Genomic DNA, 19,401 nt, shown 5'->3' with positions numbered 1-19,401 from the left:
CCCGGCGGGGCGGGGAGGGGGGAGGCCGGGCCGGCGGGGGCGCCGCTTCCGGGGGGGGGCCCCCCCCCCCCCCCCCCCCCCCCCCCCCCCCCCCCCGGGGGGGGGGGGGGGGGGGGGGGGGGGGAGGCGCGGCGAGGATTCCCAAGACTCGCGCACTCTCCGCTTCCCACCAAATCCATCCCATGCACCCCCCTCACCCCGACCCTCTCCCCGGGGGGAGAGGGAGAATCCCGCAAACCTTCCCACGTTTTTCAGCCCACCGTTACCCACCCACCGCATCCATGATACGATTGACCCTCGGTCCCCACCCGCGAAGGTTCCAGCCGATGCCGCCCGGATTGAACAGTGAACACACCCCCGAAAACTGTTTCACGCTGTTCCAAACGTCGCATCCAGGCCCCTCGCATCGCGCGGACTCAACCCCATATAGGGCCGGTCATCGGCCAGAGGTGAACGTCCGCCCGTGCCCATTCCCGACCTGAACAGCCTGTACGACGCCGGCAGCCGGCTTCTTCTGGAATCGACGGTGCGCGTCGGCGTCACCGGACTGCGGCGGGCGGGCAAGACCGTGTTCGTCACCGCCCTTGTCGACAACCTGCTGAAGGCCGGACGGCTGCCCTTCCTCGACGTCATGTCGTCGGGCCGCTTCCAGGCGGCGCGGCTGCGGCCCCAGCCCGATCCCGACGTGCCACGCTTCGATTTCGAAGGCCATCTCGCCGCACTCACCGGCCCCGATCCCCATTGGCCGGAGCCGACGCGCGGCATCGGCCAGATGCGCGTCTCATTGCGCTACCGCCCGGATTCGGCGCTGAAGCGTACGGTGCAGCCGATGGCGACGCTGAATCTCGACCTCGTCGATTACCCCGGCGAATGGCTGCTCGACCTGCCGCTGCTGCGCCAGAGCTTCGCGGAATGGAGCACCCAGACCCTGGACCTCGCCGCCCGCCCGCCACGCGACGAGCTGTCGGCCTCCTGGCGCGGCTGGCTCGCCACCATCGACCCGGCGGCTTCGGCGGAGGAGGAGACGGCGCGGCGCGGGGCGGCGCTCTACACCGACTATCTCCACGCCTGCCGCCGCGCCGACACGCTGCTCAGCCTGATCCAGCCCGGCCGCTTCGTCGAACCGGGCGACATGAAGGACGCGCCGCTGCTGACCTTCTGTCCCCTGCATGGTGGCCAGCCCAACGGATCGAGGGGGCGCGGCAGCCTGTGGGCGCTGATGGAGGCGCGGTACGAGGCCTACAAGACCAACGTCGTCCGCCGCTTCTTCGCCGAGCATTTTTCCCGCCTCGACCGCCAGATCGTGCTGATCGACGTGCTGGGGGCGCTGAATGCCGGTCCGGCCGGGATGGCCGACATGAAGCGGGCGCTGGAGCTGAGCCTGGAGCCCTTCCGCCATGGTGCGTCGGGCTGGTTCGACTGGCTGTTCGGCAGCAAGATCGACCGCGTGCTGTTCGCCGCGACCAAGGCCGACCACATCGCCGCCCACCAGCATGCCCAGCTGCGCGCGCTGCTCGACCGGCTGGTCGGCGACGCCCGCAACGCCATCCGTTTCGAAGGCGCCCAGGTCGAGACGATGGCCATCGCCGCGCTGAAATGCACCGAAAGCGTGGTGACGGAGCATGAGGGCCGGCAGTTGCGTTGCGTGCGCGGCATTCCCGTCGGCCGCGACCGCCCGACCGTGCTGTTCCCCGGCGAGATCCCGGAGGATGCGGAAGCCTTCCCGCCCGGCCGCGACCGTCCCTATAATTTCCTGCCTTTCCGTCCGCCCGACGACCTCGGCCGCGACCCGCGCGGCCTGCCGCACATCCGCGTCGATCAGGCCCTGCAATTCCTGCTGGGGGATTACCTGACGTGACGGAGCGTGACACCCGCAATGCCTCAAAGGGCTGGGTCCCGCCGATGGAACTGGACCTCGACCGCGCGGCGCCGGTCCCGGCGGAGGAGGAGACCGCCCTGCTGACCGGCTCCGGCGACCCGGCCGACCTGCTGCCGGCCCCCGCCACGCCGGTGCGCACGACGCGCCGGCTCGGGCGCTGGCTTTTCGGGGCGTTGGCGGCGCTGGTTCTGGTGGCGCTGGGCTTCGACACCGCCGACCTGCTGGCCCGCGCCTTCACCACCAGCCTCGCTCTTGGCGTTCTGGTTGCCCTGCTGGCCGCCACCGCCGGCATCGCGGCAGTCGCGATGCTGGTGACCGAATTGCTGTCGCTCCGCCGTCTGCGCCGGATCGAGGAATTGCGGGCGGAGGCCGGCCGGCTGGAGGTCGATGCGCCCGGCGGCCGGGCCGACCGCTTCGCCGGATCGCTGGTGGCGCTCTATGCCGACCGGCGGGAACTCGCGCCGGCTCTGGCCCGCGTGCGCGACCATGTCACCGATGCCCATGACGAGCATGAGGTCGTCCGGCTCCTCGACCGCGAGGTTCTGAGCCCGCTCGACCGCGCCGCCTATCAGCGGGTGCTGCGCGCCTCGCGCGATACCGCCGTCGCCACCGCGCTGAGCCCGGCGGCGCTGCTGGACTTCGCCGTGGTGCTGTGGCGCAACCTGAAGCTGGTGCGGGAGATCGCCAGCCTCTATGGCGCCCGGCCGGGCTATGTCGGCTCGCTCCGCCTCCTGCGCCGGATGCTTGCCAACATCGCCGTCGCCGGTGTGACGGAAAGCGCTCACCATGTGGCGGTGGAGGCGCTGGGCGGCTCGCTCGCCGCCGCCATTTCCACCCGGATGGGGCAGGGGGTCATCAACGGCCTGCTGACCGCGCGGGTCGGGCTGACCGCCATGCACCTGTGCCGCCCCATCGCCTTCGGCCCCGACAACCGCCCCAGCCTGAACCGCATCAGGAAGGAGCTGTTGTCGTTGCCCAAGCAGGTGCTGTGACGTGACCCTAGGCGAGGTCGAAGACCAGCACTTCCGCCTCGTCCGCCCGGTCAAGCGTGACCGCCTCCTCGTCCGTCAGCGCGGCGCCGTCGCCGGCCTTCAGCAGCGTGCCGTTCAGGTGGACCCGGCCGCGGGCGACCTGGACCCAGGCATGGCGGCCGGGGCGCAGCGGCAGGGTGGCGCTTTCCTCGCCGTCCAGCAGCGCGGCGTACAGGTCGACATCCTGGTGGATGGTGACGCTGCCGTCCCGCCCGTCACGCGACCCGACCAGCTTCAGCGTGCCGCGCTTCTGCTCGGCCGGGAAATCCGCCTGCTGGTAGCCGGGCGCCAGGTTGTTGGCTTCCGGCAGGATCCAGATCTGGAGGAAATGCACCGGCTCGGTGTCCGACGCGTTGTACTCGCTGTGGCGGATGCCGCGGCCGGCGCTCATCACCTGGACTTCGCCCGGACGGATCACCGACCCGGTGCCGATGGAGTCCTTGTGCTCCAGCGCGCCGTTCAGCACGTAGGAAACGATCTCCATGTTGGCATGCCCATGGGTGGGGAAGCCGGCACCGGGAATGACCCGGTCCTCGTTGATGACGCGCAGGGCGCGGAAGCCCATATGGCCGGGATCGAAGTAGTGGCCGAACGAGAAGCTGTGGTTGCTGTTCAGCCAACCCATGTTGGCGACCCCGCGCTCGTCGCGATGGCGAATGGTGATCATGATGGAACCCTCCGTACCGTTGGGGTGTGTGCCGTTGTCTGGAGGGGAATTTGGCACCCAACGGCCCGCGGAACAATCCGACCCGTTCGCATCAGATCGTTCTTGCATACAGGACAATCTCACCCTGCCAGCGGCACCCCCACCGCGAACGCGGTCCCGCGTCCCTCCGCCGAGCGCACCGTCACCGGATGGCCCAGCAGCCTTGCCAGCCGCTCGACGATGGCAAGGCCCAACCCGATGCCCTCGCTGCGGTCACGGTCGGGGCGGTCGAGCTGGACGAACTCCTCGAAGATGCGTTGTCGGTCGGGTTCGGCGATGCCTCGGCCGGTGTCGTAGACCTCGATCCACAGCGTATCGCCGCGGGTCCTGCAGCCGACCAGCACGCCGCCGGTCTCGGTATAGCGGATGGCGTTGGCGATCAGGTTGCGGAGGATGCGCTCCAGCAGGGCCGGGTCGCTGTGCACCACTGCATCGGTTGGGATGGCGCGCAGCCGCAGCCCCTTCGCCTCCGCTTGTCCGGCGAATTCCGCTTCCAACTGGTCGAGCAGGGGGGAGAGCGGCAGGTCGACCGGCTTCGGCGTCACCACCCCCGATTCCAGCTTGGAGATGTCGAGGATGGCGTTCAGCAGGTCGCGCATCGACCGTTGCGCAGCCTTCAGATCGGTCAGCAGGGCCGCCGTCTTGCCGCCCTGCGGCTGGCGTTCCAGGATACCGGTGAACATGCCGATGGCCTGAAGGGGCTGCTGCAGATCGTGACTGGCGTGGGCGAGGAAGCGGGACTTGGCGCGGTGGGCCTGCTCGGCGGCGGTCTTGGCGGCGTGCAGTTCGGCCGTCCGTTCGCGCACCTGCTGTTCCAGCGTTGCGTTGGCACGCTCGATGGTCTCCGCCATGCGCAGGATTTCGGTGAACTGGCGGCGCACCTGCCGGGTCATCGGCCGGAAGATCGCCAGCGCCTCCACCGCCAGGATCAGCAGGGTGATCAGCAGCGCCGTCAGCCCCAGCCGATGCAGGGTCTGGAAGCCGGCCTCTCCCTCCTCCTGATAGAGCGCCACCACCTCTTCCAACCGGTCCAGCAGCGGGCCGAGCGCCTGGGCGGTGATGCGGTCCGCTTCCGCAGGGTCGGGCGGCTGACCGGCGGATGCGGCGGCGATGACACGGCGCAAGGCGGCGATGTGCTCGGTCACCACCGGGTCGAGCGGATCAGGACCGCCGTAGAACAAATCCTGCGGCGGCGGCCCAAGCGGCGGGCCTTCCTCCGGCCCGGCCCGGCCGCTCAGCCGCCGGTGGGCAGCTTCGAACATGTCCGTGGCGCCATCCAGCAGCCGGGCGAGGTCGACTCGCGTTGCGGGATCGGTCGCGGTCTTCAACTGCTCCACCAGCAGGGCCGTCCGCTGCGACAGCATGCGCTGCCGACCGGAAACGTTGACGACCTCCAGCATGCGTTCGTGCTGTCCGATGACCCGCTCGGTCATGACGAAACCAGCGAGTGTGCCCAGCGCGATCAACGTCAGCGCCAGGGCATAGCGCAAAGTCATCCAGCGGGCAGTCGTCGTGCCGATCGGTATCATGCGCTCGTCCCCCCGGCCGTGATCGCCCCATCTCCATCGATGATCATGGGGCAGCCTGCCGCAATGCAGCAAGGACGGAGGGTAGCGGCGAAGCTATGAAACCTCGGTAAAGCCGCAAGCCGCCAGCGCCGCCTGCATGTGCGGCGGGACCGGAGCCACAGCGCCGACGGGATCGCGCTTGGGGTAGAGCGGCAGCGAGATGGCGCGGGAATGCAGGTGCAGCGGCTTGCCCTCCGGCCCGCCATATTGCGGGTCGCCGACCAGCGGGCAGCCGATGGAGGCGCAATGGACGCGGATCTGGTGGGTGCGGCCGGTGTGCGGGGTCAGTTCCAGCCAAGTCAGCCCGTCCGCCTGCCCGCGCACGACGTAGTCGGTGACCGCCGTTTGCCCATCGGGCGACCCGACGATGCGCCAGCCGCCGGTCTTGTTGGAGACCTTGGCGAGCGGCAGCTCGATCCGTCCGGACTCCTGCGGCGGCGTGCCGGCGACCACCGCCCAATAGGTCTTATCGACCTTGCCGTTCTGGAACAGGATGCCGATCTTGCGCAGCGCCTTGGCGTGACGGCCCAGGATCAGGCAGCCCGACGTGTCGCGGTCCAGCCGGTGGGCGAGGGACGGTGGCTTGGGAAAGCCGAAGCGCAGCGCGTCGAAATGCCGCTCCAGGTTCGGTCCACCGGCGGGACCGGCATGGACCGGCAGCCCGGCGGGCTTGTCGAGGATCAGCATCAGCCCGTCACGGTACAGGATGCGGTCTTGGATTTGGGCGGGTGTCACGGGCTACTCATCCCCAGGCGCGGGAAATCAGGAGGTCGATGGCGGCGATGATGCGGTCGCTGTCGTCGGCGAGGGAGCAGATTTTCTCGCCGAGCCGTTCGGTGCGGATCGACACGGTCTGTAGTGGATGAAGAACCACCGAACGACCATCGATTTCAAAAGACGGATTCAATTGGGGATCGATAGGAGGGTCCGCGCGCTTGTCTACCATTGGAATGACGACCCGGCTTCGTGCCCCATCAAACCTTCGTGATTGAACGACAACCACGAACGGAGTCGTCTGACGACCTGCCCCGATGTTTCTGTGGACGTCGAACTGGCTCATAAGATGTCATCGACATATTGGTCCGCAAAAGAGCCATGCTTCTCGTCAAACCGATTCCAGGCTTCGATCACCGCATCCAGGCGACGTTCGCGGTCCGCCTTCGCTACCTCGTCGGCCAGCAGCTTCTCGACGCGCTCGGACAGATCGCCGGGGAGGGACTGCGCGCGTTGCAGGATGTCCTCGTCCAACGACAAGGTGATGTCCCGCTTCGGCGCCCGCCGGTCATAGACACCGTCCATTGAAAGCCCTCCACCGATCCCGATGCACCGAAGATAGGCGCCCCTGGTGCCGTCCCGCAAGGAGGCAGGAAAAAGGGCGCGGAACCTCGCAAGGCGCCGCGCCCCTTTCACATCCGGTCAGGCCCGGATCAGGCGAGCTTCAACTCCTTGAAGAAGTCGTTGCCCTTGTCGTCGACGATGATGAAGGCTGGGAAGTCTTCCACCTCGATGCGCCAGATGGCTTCCATGCCGAGTTCGGGATACTCGACGCATTCCACCTTCTTGATGCAGTCCTGGGCCAGACGGGCGGCGGCGCCGCCGATCGAGCCGAGATAGAAGCCGCCATGCTGCTTGCAGGCCGCCGTGACCTCGGGGCTGCGGTTGCCCTTGGCCAGCATGACCATGGAGCCGCCCGCCGCCTGGAACTGGTCGACGAAGCTGTCCATGCGGCCCGCCGTCGTCGGCCCGAAGGAGCCCGAGGCGTAGCCTTCCGGCGTCTTGGCCGGGCCGGCGTAATAGATCGGGTGGTTCTTGAAATAGTCCGGCAGCGGCTCGCCGGCGTCCAGGCGGGCGCGCAGCTTGGCGTGGGCCAGATCGCGGGCGACGATCAGCGGGCCGGTCAACGACAGGCGGGTGCGGATCGGGTACTGCGACAGCGTGGCGCGGATCTGCTCCATCGGCTGGTTCAGGTCGATCTTCACGACATCGCCCGACAGATGCTCGTCGCCGATCTCCGGCAGATACTGGGCCGGATCGGTCTCCAGCTGCTCCAGGAAGATGCCGTCCTTGGTGATCTTGCCCACCGCCTGACGGTCGGCCGAGCAGGACACGCCGATGCCGATCGGCATGGAGGCGCCATGGCGCGGCAGGCGGATGACGCGGACGTCGTGGCAGAAATACTTGCCGCCGAACTGGGCGCCGATGCCCATGTTCTGGGTCAGCTTGTGGACCTCGGCCTCCATCGCCAGATCGCGGAAGGCGTGCGCGTCCTCGCCGCCCTCGGTCGGCAGGTTGTCGAGATAGCGGGCCGACGCCAGCTTCACCGTCTTCAGGTTCTGCTCCGCCGACAGACCGCCGATGACGATGGCGAGGTGGTAGGGCGGGCAGGCCGAGGTGCCGAGATAGCGGATCTTGTCTTCCAGGAACTTCAGCAGCCGGTCGGGCGCCAGCACCGACGGCGTGGCCTGATGCAGGAAGGTCTTGTTGGCCGACCCGCCGCCCTTGGCCATGAACAGGAACTTGTAATAGTCCTCGCCCTCGGAATAGATGTCGACCTGGGCCGGCAGGTTGTTCCGGGTGTTCTTCTCCTCATACATGGAGATCGGCGCCAGCTGGCTGTAGCGCAGGTTGCGCTTCAGATAGGCATCGCGCGCACCCTCCGACAGGGCGGTCTCGTCGCCGCCCTTGGTCCAGACGCGGCGGCCCTTCTTGCCCATGATGATGGCGGTGCCGGTGTCCTGGCACATCGGCAGGGTGCCGGCGGCGGCGATGTTGGCGTTCTTCAGAAGGTCGAGCGCCACGAAGCGGTCGTTGGCCGACGCCTCCGGATCGTCAAGGATCTTGGCGAGCTGGGCCAGATGGCCCGGACGCAGCAGATGGTTGATGTCGGAGAAGGCTGCCTCTGCCAGCAGGCGCAGACCTTCCGGCTCGACCTTCAGGATCTGCTCGCCGTCGAATTCGACGACCGAGACATGGTCCGAGGTCAGCTTGCGGTAGGTCGTGTCGTCCTTGGCGAGCGGAAACAGACCGCGGGCTGAGGCGATATCGTCGGGCATTGGGGCGTTCCTTCGTGGCGAACCTGGCATGACGATCCAACTGCGTCCGCTCGCCTCCGCGGTACGCGCCCGGCCGGGCGCGCGAAGGGGGGCAGGCCGCGCTCGGCCCCCCTTATACACCGCTGCGGGGCGGAGACAACCATCGGCGGGACGTGCGGCGCGCGACGGTTTGTCGTCGGCAATAGCTGGGGCAAAAGAAAAGGCCGGCACACCGCAATGGTATGACCAGCCTTGTTCTTTTCGCCGCTGACGCCGGTTGTTTACGCCGCCGCCTTCACCCGTCCATCGACCGCCGCATGGACATGAACCGCCGGCTCGGCCGGGGCGCCGACCCAGTCGCCATGGGCGGGGATTTCCTCGCCCTTCATCACCAGGGTCAGCGGGCCCAGGCGGGCGAAGTCGCCGACATGGGTGTCGTACAGCACCGTGGCGCCGGCCCCGATGGTGACGCCGGTCCCGACCGAAACCCGGCCGACCTTCATCACGCGGTCCTCGTACAGGTGGGTCTGCAGCGCCGACAGGGCGTTGATGGCGCAATAGTCCCCGACGGAAACGCAGTCGAACTCCGTGATGTCGGTGGTGTCCATGTAGACGCCCTTGCCGAACTTCGTGCCGAAGATGCGCAGAACCCAGGGAAGCATCGGCGTGCCGCGCAGGTGGTCGAGCAGGACCTTGCCGGCCAGACCCCAGTACAGAACGGCGACCGCTTCGGTCCGCATCGCCCACCAGGACCACATCGGCTTCATGGTGGGGGCATAGCGGCCCATCAGCGCCCATTTCACCAGCGCCACGACCAGCACCATCGCCATGGGAATGGCGACGCTGACCGCCAGGAACTGCCAGGCGAAGGCGCCCCAGCGCTGGTCCAGAATGGCCTTGGCGAAGAACTCCACCGCGAAGGTGCCGAAGGTGATGAACAGCATCGACGGCATCGACAGGCTGAAGGCCTCGAACACGGCGCGGCCGAGACGGCGGGTCCGCGACGGCTCGAATGTCCAGTTGGACGACACGTTGTCGAACTTCTGGCGCACCGGCAGCTTGATCGGCGGGCTGCCGAACCAGGTGTCGCCGGCCTGCATCTCGGCATTCGCCGGCGGCTTGGACTTGATGCCGATCAGCGTGCCGGTGGGGATGCAGGCACCCGGCGGGACCACGGCGTCGTTGCCGACGAACACGCGGGCCTCGGTCTTCACCGGCTGCAGATGCATCCAGCCGCGCCGGATGTCTTCGTCGCCCAGAACCACCTCGTCGGCGATGAAGCACTTCTCGCCGATCTCCACCAGATCGTAGCGGCCGGCGAGGTTGGTCGAGATTTCCGCGTCACGGCCGATCTTGGCGCCCATCAGGCGGTACCAGGCCCGCATGTAGACGGTGGCGTAGAGCGAGCTGAGGGTTTCCAGCATCACCTCGGTCGCCAGCGCCACAACCCATTTGCGGACATAGAACCAGCTGTGGACCGAGTAGGAACCGGCTTCCACCTTCGGCAGCACGATCCAGCGCATGGCGGCGATCAGCAGGACGGTGAAGGCCACCAGGAACATGGCGGTCGGCCATGCAATGGCGGGGACATAGTAGAGGTAGTTGACCTTGAACACCCCGCCCATCCAGGCGTCGAGCCTGTCGAACAGGTAGAAGGCCGGGAAAATCGGGATCAGCGCCACCGGCGGCAGGCCGACCAGGGCAACCAGATAGATCAGCCCCTGGGTGGCGCGCTTGACGATGCCGGCGCGGGGCTCCTGCGGCAGGATGGCGCTGTCGACGGTGCCGACCTTGCGGGCGGGCGAACCGTCCCAGGACTCATACTCGCCGGTGTGGGTGCCGGCGGCCAGCGCGGTCAGGTCGGCCAGCTCGGTGCCCTTGCCGACCACGGCATCATGGCCGATGACGCAGGAGGTGCCGATATAGGCATCCTCGCCGATCTCGATGGTGCCGATCACCAGTTCGTTGCCGATCACCTCGGCATTGGCCAGCTTCACCTTGCCGCCGGTGGAGGCGCCGCGGCCGATGCTGACCAGATCGATGGCACCGGATTCGAACTCGCCGATCATCGCGTCGGCGCCGATTCTGGCGCCGAGAGCACGCAGGAACAGCCGCATCACCGGCGATCCCTGGAGCCATTTCAGGTGGACCAGCGCGACGAAGCGCTGGGCCAGCCACCAGCGGTAATAATAGACGCCCCACAGCGGATAGCGGCCCGGCTTGGTCCGGCCGATGATCAGCCATTTCGCCGCGATGGCGATGACGACGGTGGCGATGTTGATGACGATATAGACGCCGAACAGCGTGGTGATCTCGCCCAGCAGCCCGGCATCCTCGCCGGACAGCAGCATGTAGCTGACGAAAACGCCCAGCCACTGCACTGTCATCAGCGCCAGGATGATCGGCAGCGCCGCGGCCTGGGCCAGACCGCACAGCAGCCGGCGGCCGAGCGGCGGCGGATTGAAGGACAGGTCGGCCGGTGCCGCGCCATGTCCCGCCGGCGCCTTGGCATCCAGCCATTCGGCCATGGCGCGCAGGGTGCGGGCGCCATAGACGTCCTGAAGGGTCAGGCTGGCCAGCCCGGCGGTTTCGCGCACCGCGGAGACGAAGCGCGCGGCCAGCAGCGAATGACCGCCCAGATCGAGGAAGAAGTCGGCTTCCAGCGGGATCGACTGGCCGGGGAAGACACGGCGGGCGGCGTCCAGCAGCGTGGCCTCCGTCGGGCTGCGCGGCTCCTCCTGCTCACCCGAGCCCGCATCCTCGGTCAGCGCCATCGCCTGCAGGGTCTTGCGGTCGGCCTTGCCGGAGGTCAGGCGCGGCAGCTCCGCCACCTGCTCATAATGCGCGGGCACCATGTAGGCCGGCAATTGCGCACGCAGAGCGTCGCGGAGCGCAGTCTTTTCCAGAGACGCACCCGGCTGCGCGACCAGGAAGGCGACCAGCCGGTCCAGCCCGTTGTCGTTGCGCAGCACCACGGTGGCTTGGGCGATGCCTGGCAGGTCGGTCAGCTTGGCCTCGATCTCGCCCAATTCCAGCCGGAAGCCGCGGATCTTCACCTGATCGTCGATGCGGCCATGGAAACGCAGGTTGCCGTCGGCATCGACGCTGACCGCATCGCCCGACCGGTAGAGCAGCGGGTCCAGAAATGCATCTGGTGCGCCGGTGCGGTACGGGTTGGCGATGAACTTCTCAGCCGTCAGTTCCGGCCGGCCGAGATACCCCTGGGCCACGCCTGGGCCGCCGATCAGCAGCTCGCCCTGGGTGCCGGCGGCCACCGGATGCAGCGCCTCATCCACCACATAACAGGTGTAGTTGGGGATCGGGCGGCCGATGGTGACGGGGGTGTCGGGCAGCACCTCGGCCACCGTGGCGACGACGGTCGCCTCGGTCGGGCCATAGCTGTTGAACAGGCGACGGCCCGGCCGGCACCAGCGCGATGCGACCGCCGGCGGACAGGCCTCGCCGCCCAGGATGACCACGCGCAGCGACGGCACATCCTTCGGCAGCATCGCCAGCAGGGTGGGGACGGTGTCGAGAACGGTGACGCCGGCCTCGTTCAGCACGTCGGCCAGCCGATCCACCTCGTCCAGCACCTGTCGGCTGGCGACCCACAGGGTGGCGCCGGCCAGATAGGGGACGAAGATTTCCTCCAGCGACAGGTCGAAGGCCACCGACGCACCCTGGAAGGCCACGTCGTCGGCGGTGATGCCGTAGACGCTGTTGGCGGCGCGCAGATAGTGGCAGATGTTGCGATGGCTGATGACGATGCCCTTGGGCTTGCCGGTCGAGCCCGAGGTGTAGATGGCGTAGGCCGGGCTGTCCGGCGTCACCCCGTCGGCGCGCAGGTCGAACGCCCGCTCGTCATCGCTCAGCACATCGCCGATGCGCAGGACCTGGACGTCGGCGCCGGCCTCGGCCAGCGTCGCTGCCTTCGTTCCGGTCACCAGATCGATCAGGATCGCCGGGGCGGCGCAGTCGGTCAGGCTGACCGCCACGCGCTCCGCCGGAGCATCGGCGTCGAAGGGTAGATAGGCCGCGCCGGCCTTCAGGATGCCCAGCAGCGCGACATGCAGGTCGAGCGACCGCGCCATCCACAGCCCGACGAAGCAGCCGGGACCGATCCCGCGCGCACGCAGGCCGCGGGCGACCCGGTTGGCGCGCGCGTCCAACTCGGCATAGCTGACGCGCCGGCCTTCATAGACGATGGCCGTGCGGTCCGGATGCGCCGCGGCGGTCGCCTGCGGAATGTCGGACAGCAACTCGTCGCGCAGAAGTGAGGGATCGATCGTGCCGCTCAAGGTCGGCACCAATGGAGTGGCGTTCCACGGAGCGGAGATCGTCGATTGACCGGCCGGGGAAACATCGGTCGGGCCATTGGCCCGCGCAGTCAGCAGAGTCACGCTGTGTCAGCCTTCCAAAAGGAATCAGCGCGGTGGCGCCAAGCGGACCCGTTCGTCATCCGGTCCCGGCGGTCGGCTGAATGCGGCGATGGGCCGCTCGCTAGTTGTGGTGCTTTATGGTTAACGAATGCTTGCCATCCGGCTTGGAGGCACCTGTGCCGATGGGATATGTCAAGTCTTGGGCTGCCCAAGCGCTGCGAAAGCAACATTCGCCCGACCGAAAGAAAGAGGAAGACCCGACGGCACCCGATACATGCGGATACATCAAGCGGCATGTTCGCGCCTTCATGATCCGTTGCGCGGCGTCGGTCAAGCTTATCCTCAAGCTGCCGGATCGAAGGGGAGGGCCGTGTGTCGGGCTCACCACATGGTCCCGGATCCGTGACTTTCGCCATGGCGGGCGCCGTGTGCCGTTCCGGTTGCCAGTGTTCGGCAAGTTTGCAACCAGGGCCAGAATAGACCTCCCGGATGGGTAGGTGTCGCCGGACCGGCGCCTGCAACTCGCAGCCCCCGCCCGTCCCCGTGCAGATGTGGTGTCACCCGTCGTCACGCGCCATTCGGGCGACGCATGGCTGAGGCTCCGGGAATCACGGCTCGGCATGCATTTTAATGATGGACATCATAAAAAGCTGTATTGATGATGATCGTCATCAATGGCGCCCGGCACCGGTCGGAGCGCAGAAGCCGGATCAGGGACAGGAGAGGGTCATGAGCATTGCAATGAATACCACGGGGGCGGACATGAGCGGGCGGGTTTCCCTGGTCACCGGCGGCACGTCCGGCATCGGCCGCACGACGGCGCTGGCCTTCGCCGGGGCGGGGGCGACGGTGATCGTCACCGGCCGGCGCGAGGCGGAGGGACTGGAGACGGTGGACCTGATCGGCCGTGCCGGCGGCATCGGCCAGTTCGTGGCCGCCGATGTGGCCGATGCGGCGGAAGTCGCCGCGCTGTTCGAGCGGATCGAACGCGACCATGGCCGGCTCGACGCCGCCTTCAACAATGCCGGCATCCATCAGGTCGCGCCGCTGACCGACATGGAGGAGGCCGCCTTCGACCGCATGCTGACCGTCAACGTGAAGGGCGTCTGGCTCTGCCTGAAGCATGAGCTGGCGATCATGCGCCGCCAGGGCCGCGGCGCCGTCGTCAACACCGGATCGGTGCTGGGGCAGATCGGCATGGCCGGCAACGCCGCCTATTCCGCCAGCAAGGCGGCGGTGGAGGGGCTGACCCGCACCGCGGCCATCGAGGTCGCGGCCTTCGGCGTGCGCGTCAACGCCGTTTGCCCGGCGATCATCCAGACGCCGATGACCCAGGCTTCCTTCGGCGGCGCCGAGCAGGTGGAGGCGGTGATGGGTCCGCGCCATCCCGTCGGCCGCGTCGGCCGTCCGGAGGAGGTTGCCGCAGCGGTGCTCTGGCTCTGCTCCGATGCCGCCGGCTTCGTCACCGGCCAGTCGATCAACATCGACGGCGGCGTGACCGCGCAATAACAAGGTTGGTTACCGGAGTTACGAGCCGATGCTGTCCACTCCCCTCGCCGCCACGCTGGCCCGCCGCGACATCCATTATGGATGGGTCGTCGTTGCCGTCACCTTCCTGTCCATGCTGGTGTCCGCCGGGGCGGTGGGCGCGCCCGGCGTCCTTCTGCTGCCGCTTCAGCGGGAATTCGGCTGGGACACCGCCGACATCTCCCTGGCGATGGCGATCCGCCTGCTGCTGTTCGGGCTGATGGGTCCCTTCGCCGCCGCTATGATCAACCGCTTCGGCGTTCGCCGCATGGTGCTGTCTTCCCTGACGCTGGTCGGCGGCGGCCTGTTCGCCTCGCTGGCGATGCGGGAGGTCTGGCAACTGATTCTGCTGTGGGGATTCGTCGTCGGATTCGGCACCGGCCTGACGGCGATGGTGCTGGGCGCCACCATCGCCACCCGCTGGTTCGTCGCCCGCCGCGGGCTGGTGATCGGGCTGCTGACCGCCAGTTCCGCCACCGGGCAACTGGTCTTCATGCCCCTGCTGTCGATGCTGACCGAGGCTTATGGCTGGCGTAGCGCCATCGCCCTGCTGTGCGGCCTGATTGCGGTGGCCGCCCTGGCGATGCTGGCGCTGATGCGCGATCGTCCTGCCGACCTCGGCCTGTCCGCCTTCGGCGAGGTCGGGAGCGCGCCGCCGGCCGCCCCGGCCGGCGCCATCCTGCCGGCGGCGCTGGGGGCGTTGCGCGAGGCCGCGGTGACGCGGACCTTCTGGGTGTTGTTCGCCACCTTCTTCATCTGCGGCGCCAGCACCAACGGCCTGATCCAGACCCACCTGATCCCGCTCTGCGTCGATTTCAGCGTGCCGGAGGTGCAGGCGGCCGGTCTGCTGGCGGTGATGGGAATCTTCGACTTCATCGGCACCGTCGGGTCCGGCTGGCTGTCCGACCGCTACGACAACCGCTGGCTCCTGGTCTGGTATTACGGCCTGCGCGGGTTGTCGCTGCTTTATCTGCCCTACTCGGACTTCACCCTCTACGGCCTGTCGCTCTTCGCCGTTTTCTATGGCCTGGATTGGATCGCCACCGTTCCGCCGACGGTGCGCCTGACGGCGGAACGCTTCGGCCGGGAACGAGCCAACCTCGTCTTCGGCTGGGTTTTCGCCGGTCACCAGCTGGGTGCCGCTGTCGCGGCCTTCGGCGCCGGTCTGTCGCGCACGGCTCTTCAAAGCTATTTGCCGGCCTTTGCCACCGCCGGCGCTCTCTGCCTGCTCGCGGCGTTGCTGGTGCCGATGATCGGCAGCCGCGCCAAACCGGCAACGACCAAAGCGTGACGCTCTATTCCCCCAGATGCTCCAGCGGCAGGGCGGTGCGGTAGCGCACCTGCTTCAGGGCGAAGCTGGAGCGGATGCTGGCGACGCCCGGAATGCGGGTCAGATGTTCCTTCAGGAACCGTTCATAGCTGGCAAGGTCCGGCACCACCACCCGCAGCAGGTAATCGGCGTCGCCGGTCATCAAATAGCATTCCAGCACCTCCGGCCGCGCCATCACCGCCGCCTCGAACCCGTCGAGCCGCGCCTCCACCTGCCGCTCCAGGCTGACATTGACGAAGATGTTGACCGGCAGGGCGACGGAGGCCGGATCGACCAGCGCCACATAGCGGGCGATCACCCCCGCCTCCTCCAGCGCCTTGACGCGCCGGAGGCAGGGGGAGGGCGATAGCCCGACCCGTTCGGCCAGTTCGTTGTTGGGGAGCCGGCCGTCCTGCTGAAGTGCCGCCAGAATCTTGCGGTCGATGCGGTCTAACGGATGTTTTGGCATCGAATGCTGTTTCCCGTGCAATCCTGGCATTCGATGCTAAAGCGGAACCGCGGCCGGCGCCACTTCGCAAGCATCTGCCGGATCACAAATGATAAGGTCTTCGAACATAAATCCTGTGGCATAACCCTCGTTCGGGAGCAGACCCATGACCGCGAACCAGCCGTCCTCCGCCGATCTCGCCTGCCTGGCCGAGCTGGAACGCAAGGTACTCTGGCTCGCGTCCTGGACCATCCACAATGCCAACCACGTCCGTCCCAACCTGGACGGACTGAAGATCGGCGGTCATCAGGCCTCCAGCGCTTCGATGTCGACCATCCTGACGGCGCTCTATTTCTCGGCCCTGCGCCCGGAAGACCGGGTGGCGGTGAAGCCCCATGCCAGCCCGATCTTCCACGCCATCCAATATCTGCTGGGCAACCAGACGCGGGAGAAGCTGGAGAATTTCCGCGGCTACAAGGGCGCCCAGTCCTACCCGTCCCGCACCAAGGACGTGGACGACGTCGATTTCTCCACCGGCTCGGTCGGGCTGGGGGTGGCGCAGACTCTCTTCGCCTCGCTGGTCCAGGATTACCTGAAGGCCAAGGGCTGGGCTGGCGACCTGCCGGAAGGCCGCATGGTCTCGCTGGTCGGTGACGCCGAGATGGACGAGGGCAACATCTTCGAAGCCCTGCAGGAGGGCTGGAAGCATGGCGTGCGCAATACCTGGTGGATCGTCGACTACAACCGCCAGAGCCTGGACGCGGTGATCCGCGAAGGGCTGTGGGAGCGGCTGGAGAACATCTTCCGCGCCTTCGGCTGGGACGTGGTGATCCTGAAATACGGCACGCTGATGCAGGAGGCGTTCAAGGAGCCGGGCGGCGAACGCCTGCGCCAGTGGATCGACACCTGCCCCAACCAGCTCTATTCGGCCTTGACCTATCAGGGGGGAGCCGCATGGCGCCGCCGCCTGATGGACGAGTTGGGCGACCAGGGTGACGTCACCCGCCTGATCGAGCGCCGCAGCGACGAGGAACTGGCCCGGCTGATGGGCAATCTCGGCGGCCATGACCTGCCCTCGCTGCTGGAGGCCTTCGCCCAGGCAAGGACCCACGACCGGCCGGTCTGCTTCATCGCCTACACCGTCAAGGGCTTCGGCCTGCCGCTGGCCGGCCACAAGGACAACCATTCAGGATTGCTGACGCGCGAACAGATGGATGGCTTCCGCGCCGCCAACAAGGTCCGTCAAGGCCATGAGTGGGACCGTTTCGAAGGCCTCTCCCTGCCGGAGGCCGCCCTGGAGGACTTCCTGCGCCGTGTTCCCTTCGCGCAGAAGGGCCGCCGCCGTTTCGAAGCCCCGGCCGTCTCGGTGCCGGCGGCGCTGGCGGTTCCGACGCAGAAGAGCCTGTCGACCCAGGCTGCCTTCGGCCTGATCCTGAACGAGATCGGACGGGAGCGCTCGCCGCTGGCTGAACGCATCGTCACCACTGCGCCCGACGTGACCGTCTCGACCAACCTCGGCGCCTGGGTGAACCGCCGTGGCCTGTTCGCCAAGAGCGAGATGGCCGACCTGTTCAAGAAGGAACGCATTCCCTCCACCTACAGCTGGGAATTCTCGCCGAAGGGCCAGCATCTGGAGCTGGGCATCGCCGAGTCCAACCTGTTCATCCTGCTGTCGGCGCTGGGCCTGTCGCACAGCCTGTTCGGGGAGCGGCTGCTGCCGATCGGCACCGTCTACGATCCGTTCATCATGCGCGGAGCCGACCAGCTCAACTATGCCTGCTATCAGGATGCCCGTTTCATGCTGGTGGCGACGCCGTCCGGCATCACGCTGGCACCGGAGGGCGGGGCGCACCAGTCTATCGCCACGCCTCTGGTCGGCATGGCGCAGGACGGGCTGGCCTATTTCGAACCGGCCTTCGCCGACGAACTGGCCGTGGTGATGCGGTGGGCCTTCGACTATATGCAGCGGGACGGGGAGGGGAGCCCCAGCGAGCGCAACTGGCTGCGCGACGAGACCGGCGGTTCGGTCTATCTGCGACTGTCCTCCCGCGCTTTGGAGCAGCCGACCCGAACGATGGACGAGGATCTCGCCCATGATATCGTCGACGGCGCCTATTGGCTGCGCCGGCCGGGGCCGAACGCCCAGGTGGTGATCGCCTACACCGGCTCCGTCGCGCCGGAGGCCATCGCCGCCGTCGGCATGCTGGGGGAGGACCGGCGCGATGTCGGCCTGCTGGCGGTGACGTCCGCCGACCGGCTGTCCGCAGGCTGGAGCGCTGCCCAGCGGGCGCGCGAACGCGGCCTCGGCCATGCCCGCGGCCATATCGAGCGGCTGCTGGACGGGCTGCCGCCCCACTGCGCGCTGGTCACCGTGGTCGACGGCCATCCGGCGACCCTGAGCTGGCTCGGGTCCGTCGCCGGCCACCGCACGCGGGCGCTCGGAGTCGAGCATTTCGGCCAGACCGGCACCATCGCCGACCTCTACCGCCATTACGGCATCGACGCCCACGGCATCGTCGCGGCGGCCGAGGCGGCATCCCCCGGCCGGCCGGTCCGTCATCTGCGGGCGATCGGCTGAACCTCTGTTAACGGGGGCGCTCGGCCCGCTTTTCGAGCGCCTCCCGGTGGCGGTCGCGGGTGTAGGCGACCAGATCGCCGAGCGCCGCCGTCGCGGCCTCGGCATCTCGCCTTTGCAGCGCGAGCAACAGGCGGGCGTGAAAGCCGACGATGGCCTCACGCTCGCGCACCCGATAGATGATCATGTTGCTGACCGGCTGCAGCGCCTCGACCACCGCATGCATCAGGTAAGACAGCAGGGCGTTGCCGGCGGCCTCCACCAGCGCGCGGTGGAACCGGACATCCGACGCACAGAACTCTTCGTCCGACAAAGCTGCGTCGCGCTGCCGCGCCAACTCCTCCCGCATTGCCTCCAGGGGCGCGACCAGAGCCGGATCGTCCCGCATCGCCGCCAGCCGACAGCAGACACTCTCCAGTTCCAGCCGCGCCGTCGCCATGTCGTCCAGGCCGATATCGCCGACCGCGACCATCAATGTGGTGGCGTTTGCCAGTGACCGCGCCGCATCTTCCGGTGCCGGACTGGCGACGAAGTTGCCGCCGGTCGGACCACGGCGGGATCGGATCAGATGCTGGGCAGCCAGACGTTTCAAGGCTTCGCGCACGGTTGGGCGAGACACCTTGAAACGCTGGGCCAGTTCCTCTTCGGTCGGCAGCCGCTCATCCACCTTCAGCCGGCCGTCCATGATGGCGGCGCGCAGGCTGTCGGCGATCTGCTTTGCCGCGCTGACGGTGACGACGCTTTCAAATTCGACGGGCATGGCCGCTCACTATGGAATTTGAACAATCCTATGGTCAAAAGGTCATACCTTTCAACGATTGAGCCGGAATGAAGCCCGGTGGACCCCGGCCAAAAAATCGTCATGGGTGGTGAAAAAAGCGCTTGCGTGGTTTGGGGGAGGGCGCCTATAAACCGCTCCACCGACGGCGGGGCGCTGAACGAGGCGC

The 19,401-nt window shown here is 67.7% G+C and carries 14 protein-coding genes; 5 read left to right on the top strand and 9 right to left on the bottom strand.

The features are described from left to right. Positions 1-463 precede the first annotated feature (463 nt). Positions 464-1,858, top strand: a complete 1,395-nt coding sequence (locus FZ029_RS31920) for a YcjX family protein (RefSeq protein ID WP_149274129.1) — start codon at positions 464-466, stop codon at positions 1,856-1,858. Continuing rightward, complete coding sequence (locus tag FZ029_RS31915; protein ID WP_149274127.1) at positions 1,855-2,871, top strand: TIGR01620 family protein; 1,017 nt, start codon at positions 1,855-1,857, stop codon at positions 2,869-2,871. Before FZ029_RS31920 ends, FZ029_RS31915 begins: the two co-directional genes overlap by 4 nt. 7 nt (positions 2,872-2,878) lie before the next feature. On the opposite strand, the gene FZ029_RS31910 is transcribed toward FZ029_RS31915, so the two are convergent. The 7 genes from FZ029_RS31910 to FZ029_RS31880 form a co-directional block, all read right to left on the bottom strand. Beyond that, a complete protein-coding gene (locus FZ029_RS31910; RefSeq protein WP_149274125.1) occupies positions 2,879-3,577 on the bottom strand; it encodes a pirin family protein in 699 nt (232 codons plus the stop codon). A 119-nt stretch (positions 3,578-3,696) separates the two neighbouring features. Continuing rightward, positions 3,697-5,145: an ATP-binding protein gene (locus FZ029_RS31905; RefSeq protein ID WP_149274123.1), complete on the bottom strand. Its 1,449-nt coding sequence runs from the start codon at positions 5,143-5,145 to the stop codon at positions 3,697-3,699. 93 nt (positions 5,146-5,238) lie between these two features. Continuing rightward, positions 5,239-5,919: an RNA pseudouridine synthase gene (locus tag FZ029_RS31900; RefSeq protein ID WP_149274121.1), complete on the bottom strand. Its 681-nt coding sequence runs from the start codon at positions 5,917-5,919 to the stop codon at positions 5,239-5,241. A 7-nt stretch (positions 5,920-5,926) separates the two neighbouring features. After that, complete coding sequence (locus tag FZ029_RS31895) at positions 5,927-6,244, bottom strand: CcdB family protein (RefSeq protein WP_149274119.1); 318 nt, start codon at positions 6,242-6,244, stop codon at positions 5,927-5,929. Next, a complete protein-coding gene (locus FZ029_RS31890) occupies positions 6,241-6,483 on the bottom strand; it encodes a type II toxin-antitoxin system CcdA family antitoxin (RefSeq protein ID WP_149274117.1) in 243 nt (80 codons plus the stop codon). Before FZ029_RS31890 ends, FZ029_RS31895 begins: the two co-directional genes overlap by 4 nt. A gap of 128 nt (positions 6,484-6,611) precedes the next feature. Further along, on the bottom strand, positions 6,612-8,237 hold the full coding sequence (locus tag FZ029_RS31885) for a fumarate hydratase (RefSeq protein WP_149274115.1): 1,626 nt from the start codon (positions 8,235-8,237) through the stop codon (positions 6,612-6,614). 260 nt (positions 8,238-8,497) lie between these two features. Continuing rightward, complete coding sequence (locus FZ029_RS31880; RefSeq protein WP_149274113.1) at positions 8,498-12,616, bottom strand: Pls/PosA family non-ribosomal peptide synthetase; 4,119 nt, start codon at positions 12,614-12,616, stop codon at positions 8,498-8,500. 708 nt (positions 12,617-13,324) lie between these two features. On the opposite strand from FZ029_RS31880, the gene FZ029_RS31875 reads away from it, so the two are divergent. Both FZ029_RS31875 and FZ029_RS31870 read left to right on the top strand, forming a co-directional pair. Further along, on the top strand, positions 13,325-14,104 hold the full coding sequence (locus FZ029_RS31875) for an SDR family oxidoreductase (RefSeq protein ID WP_247892602.1): 780 nt from the start codon (positions 13,325-13,327) through the stop codon (positions 14,102-14,104). 28 nt (positions 14,105-14,132) lie between these two features. After that, complete coding sequence (locus tag FZ029_RS31870; protein ID WP_149274111.1) at positions 14,133-15,413, top strand: MFS transporter; 1,281 nt, start codon at positions 14,133-14,135, stop codon at positions 15,411-15,413. A 4-nt stretch (positions 15,414-15,417) separates the two neighbouring features. Here the strand turns inward: FZ029_RS31870 and FZ029_RS31865 are convergent, their stop codons facing one another. Beyond that, complete coding sequence (locus FZ029_RS31865; protein ID WP_149201597.1) at positions 15,418-15,900, bottom strand: Lrp/AsnC family transcriptional regulator; 483 nt, start codon at positions 15,898-15,900, stop codon at positions 15,418-15,420. 145 nt (positions 15,901-16,045) lie between these two features. Between FZ029_RS31865 and FZ029_RS31860 the strand changes: the two genes are divergently transcribed. Further along, entirely contained in the window at positions 16,046-18,457 is a 2,412-nt protein-coding gene (locus FZ029_RS31860; protein WP_149274109.1) for a transketolase, read from the top strand. 7 nt (positions 18,458-18,464) lie between these two features. Here FZ029_RS31860 and FZ029_RS31855 read toward each other — a convergent pair whose 3' ends face one another. Then, a complete protein-coding gene (locus tag FZ029_RS31855) occupies positions 18,465-19,214 on the bottom strand; it encodes a GntR family transcriptional regulator (RefSeq protein ID WP_149274107.1) in 750 nt (249 codons plus the stop codon). Positions 19,215-19,401: the final 187 nt, after the last annotated feature.

Source organism: Azospirillum sp. Sh1 (assembly GCF_008365135.1).
Taxonomy (GTDB): Bacteria; Pseudomonadota; Alphaproteobacteria; order Azospirillales; family Azospirillaceae; genus Azospirillum; species Azospirillum oryzae.
Note: the sequence above shows the minus strand (reverse complement) of the source record. Positions and strands in the feature narration are given on the sequence as shown.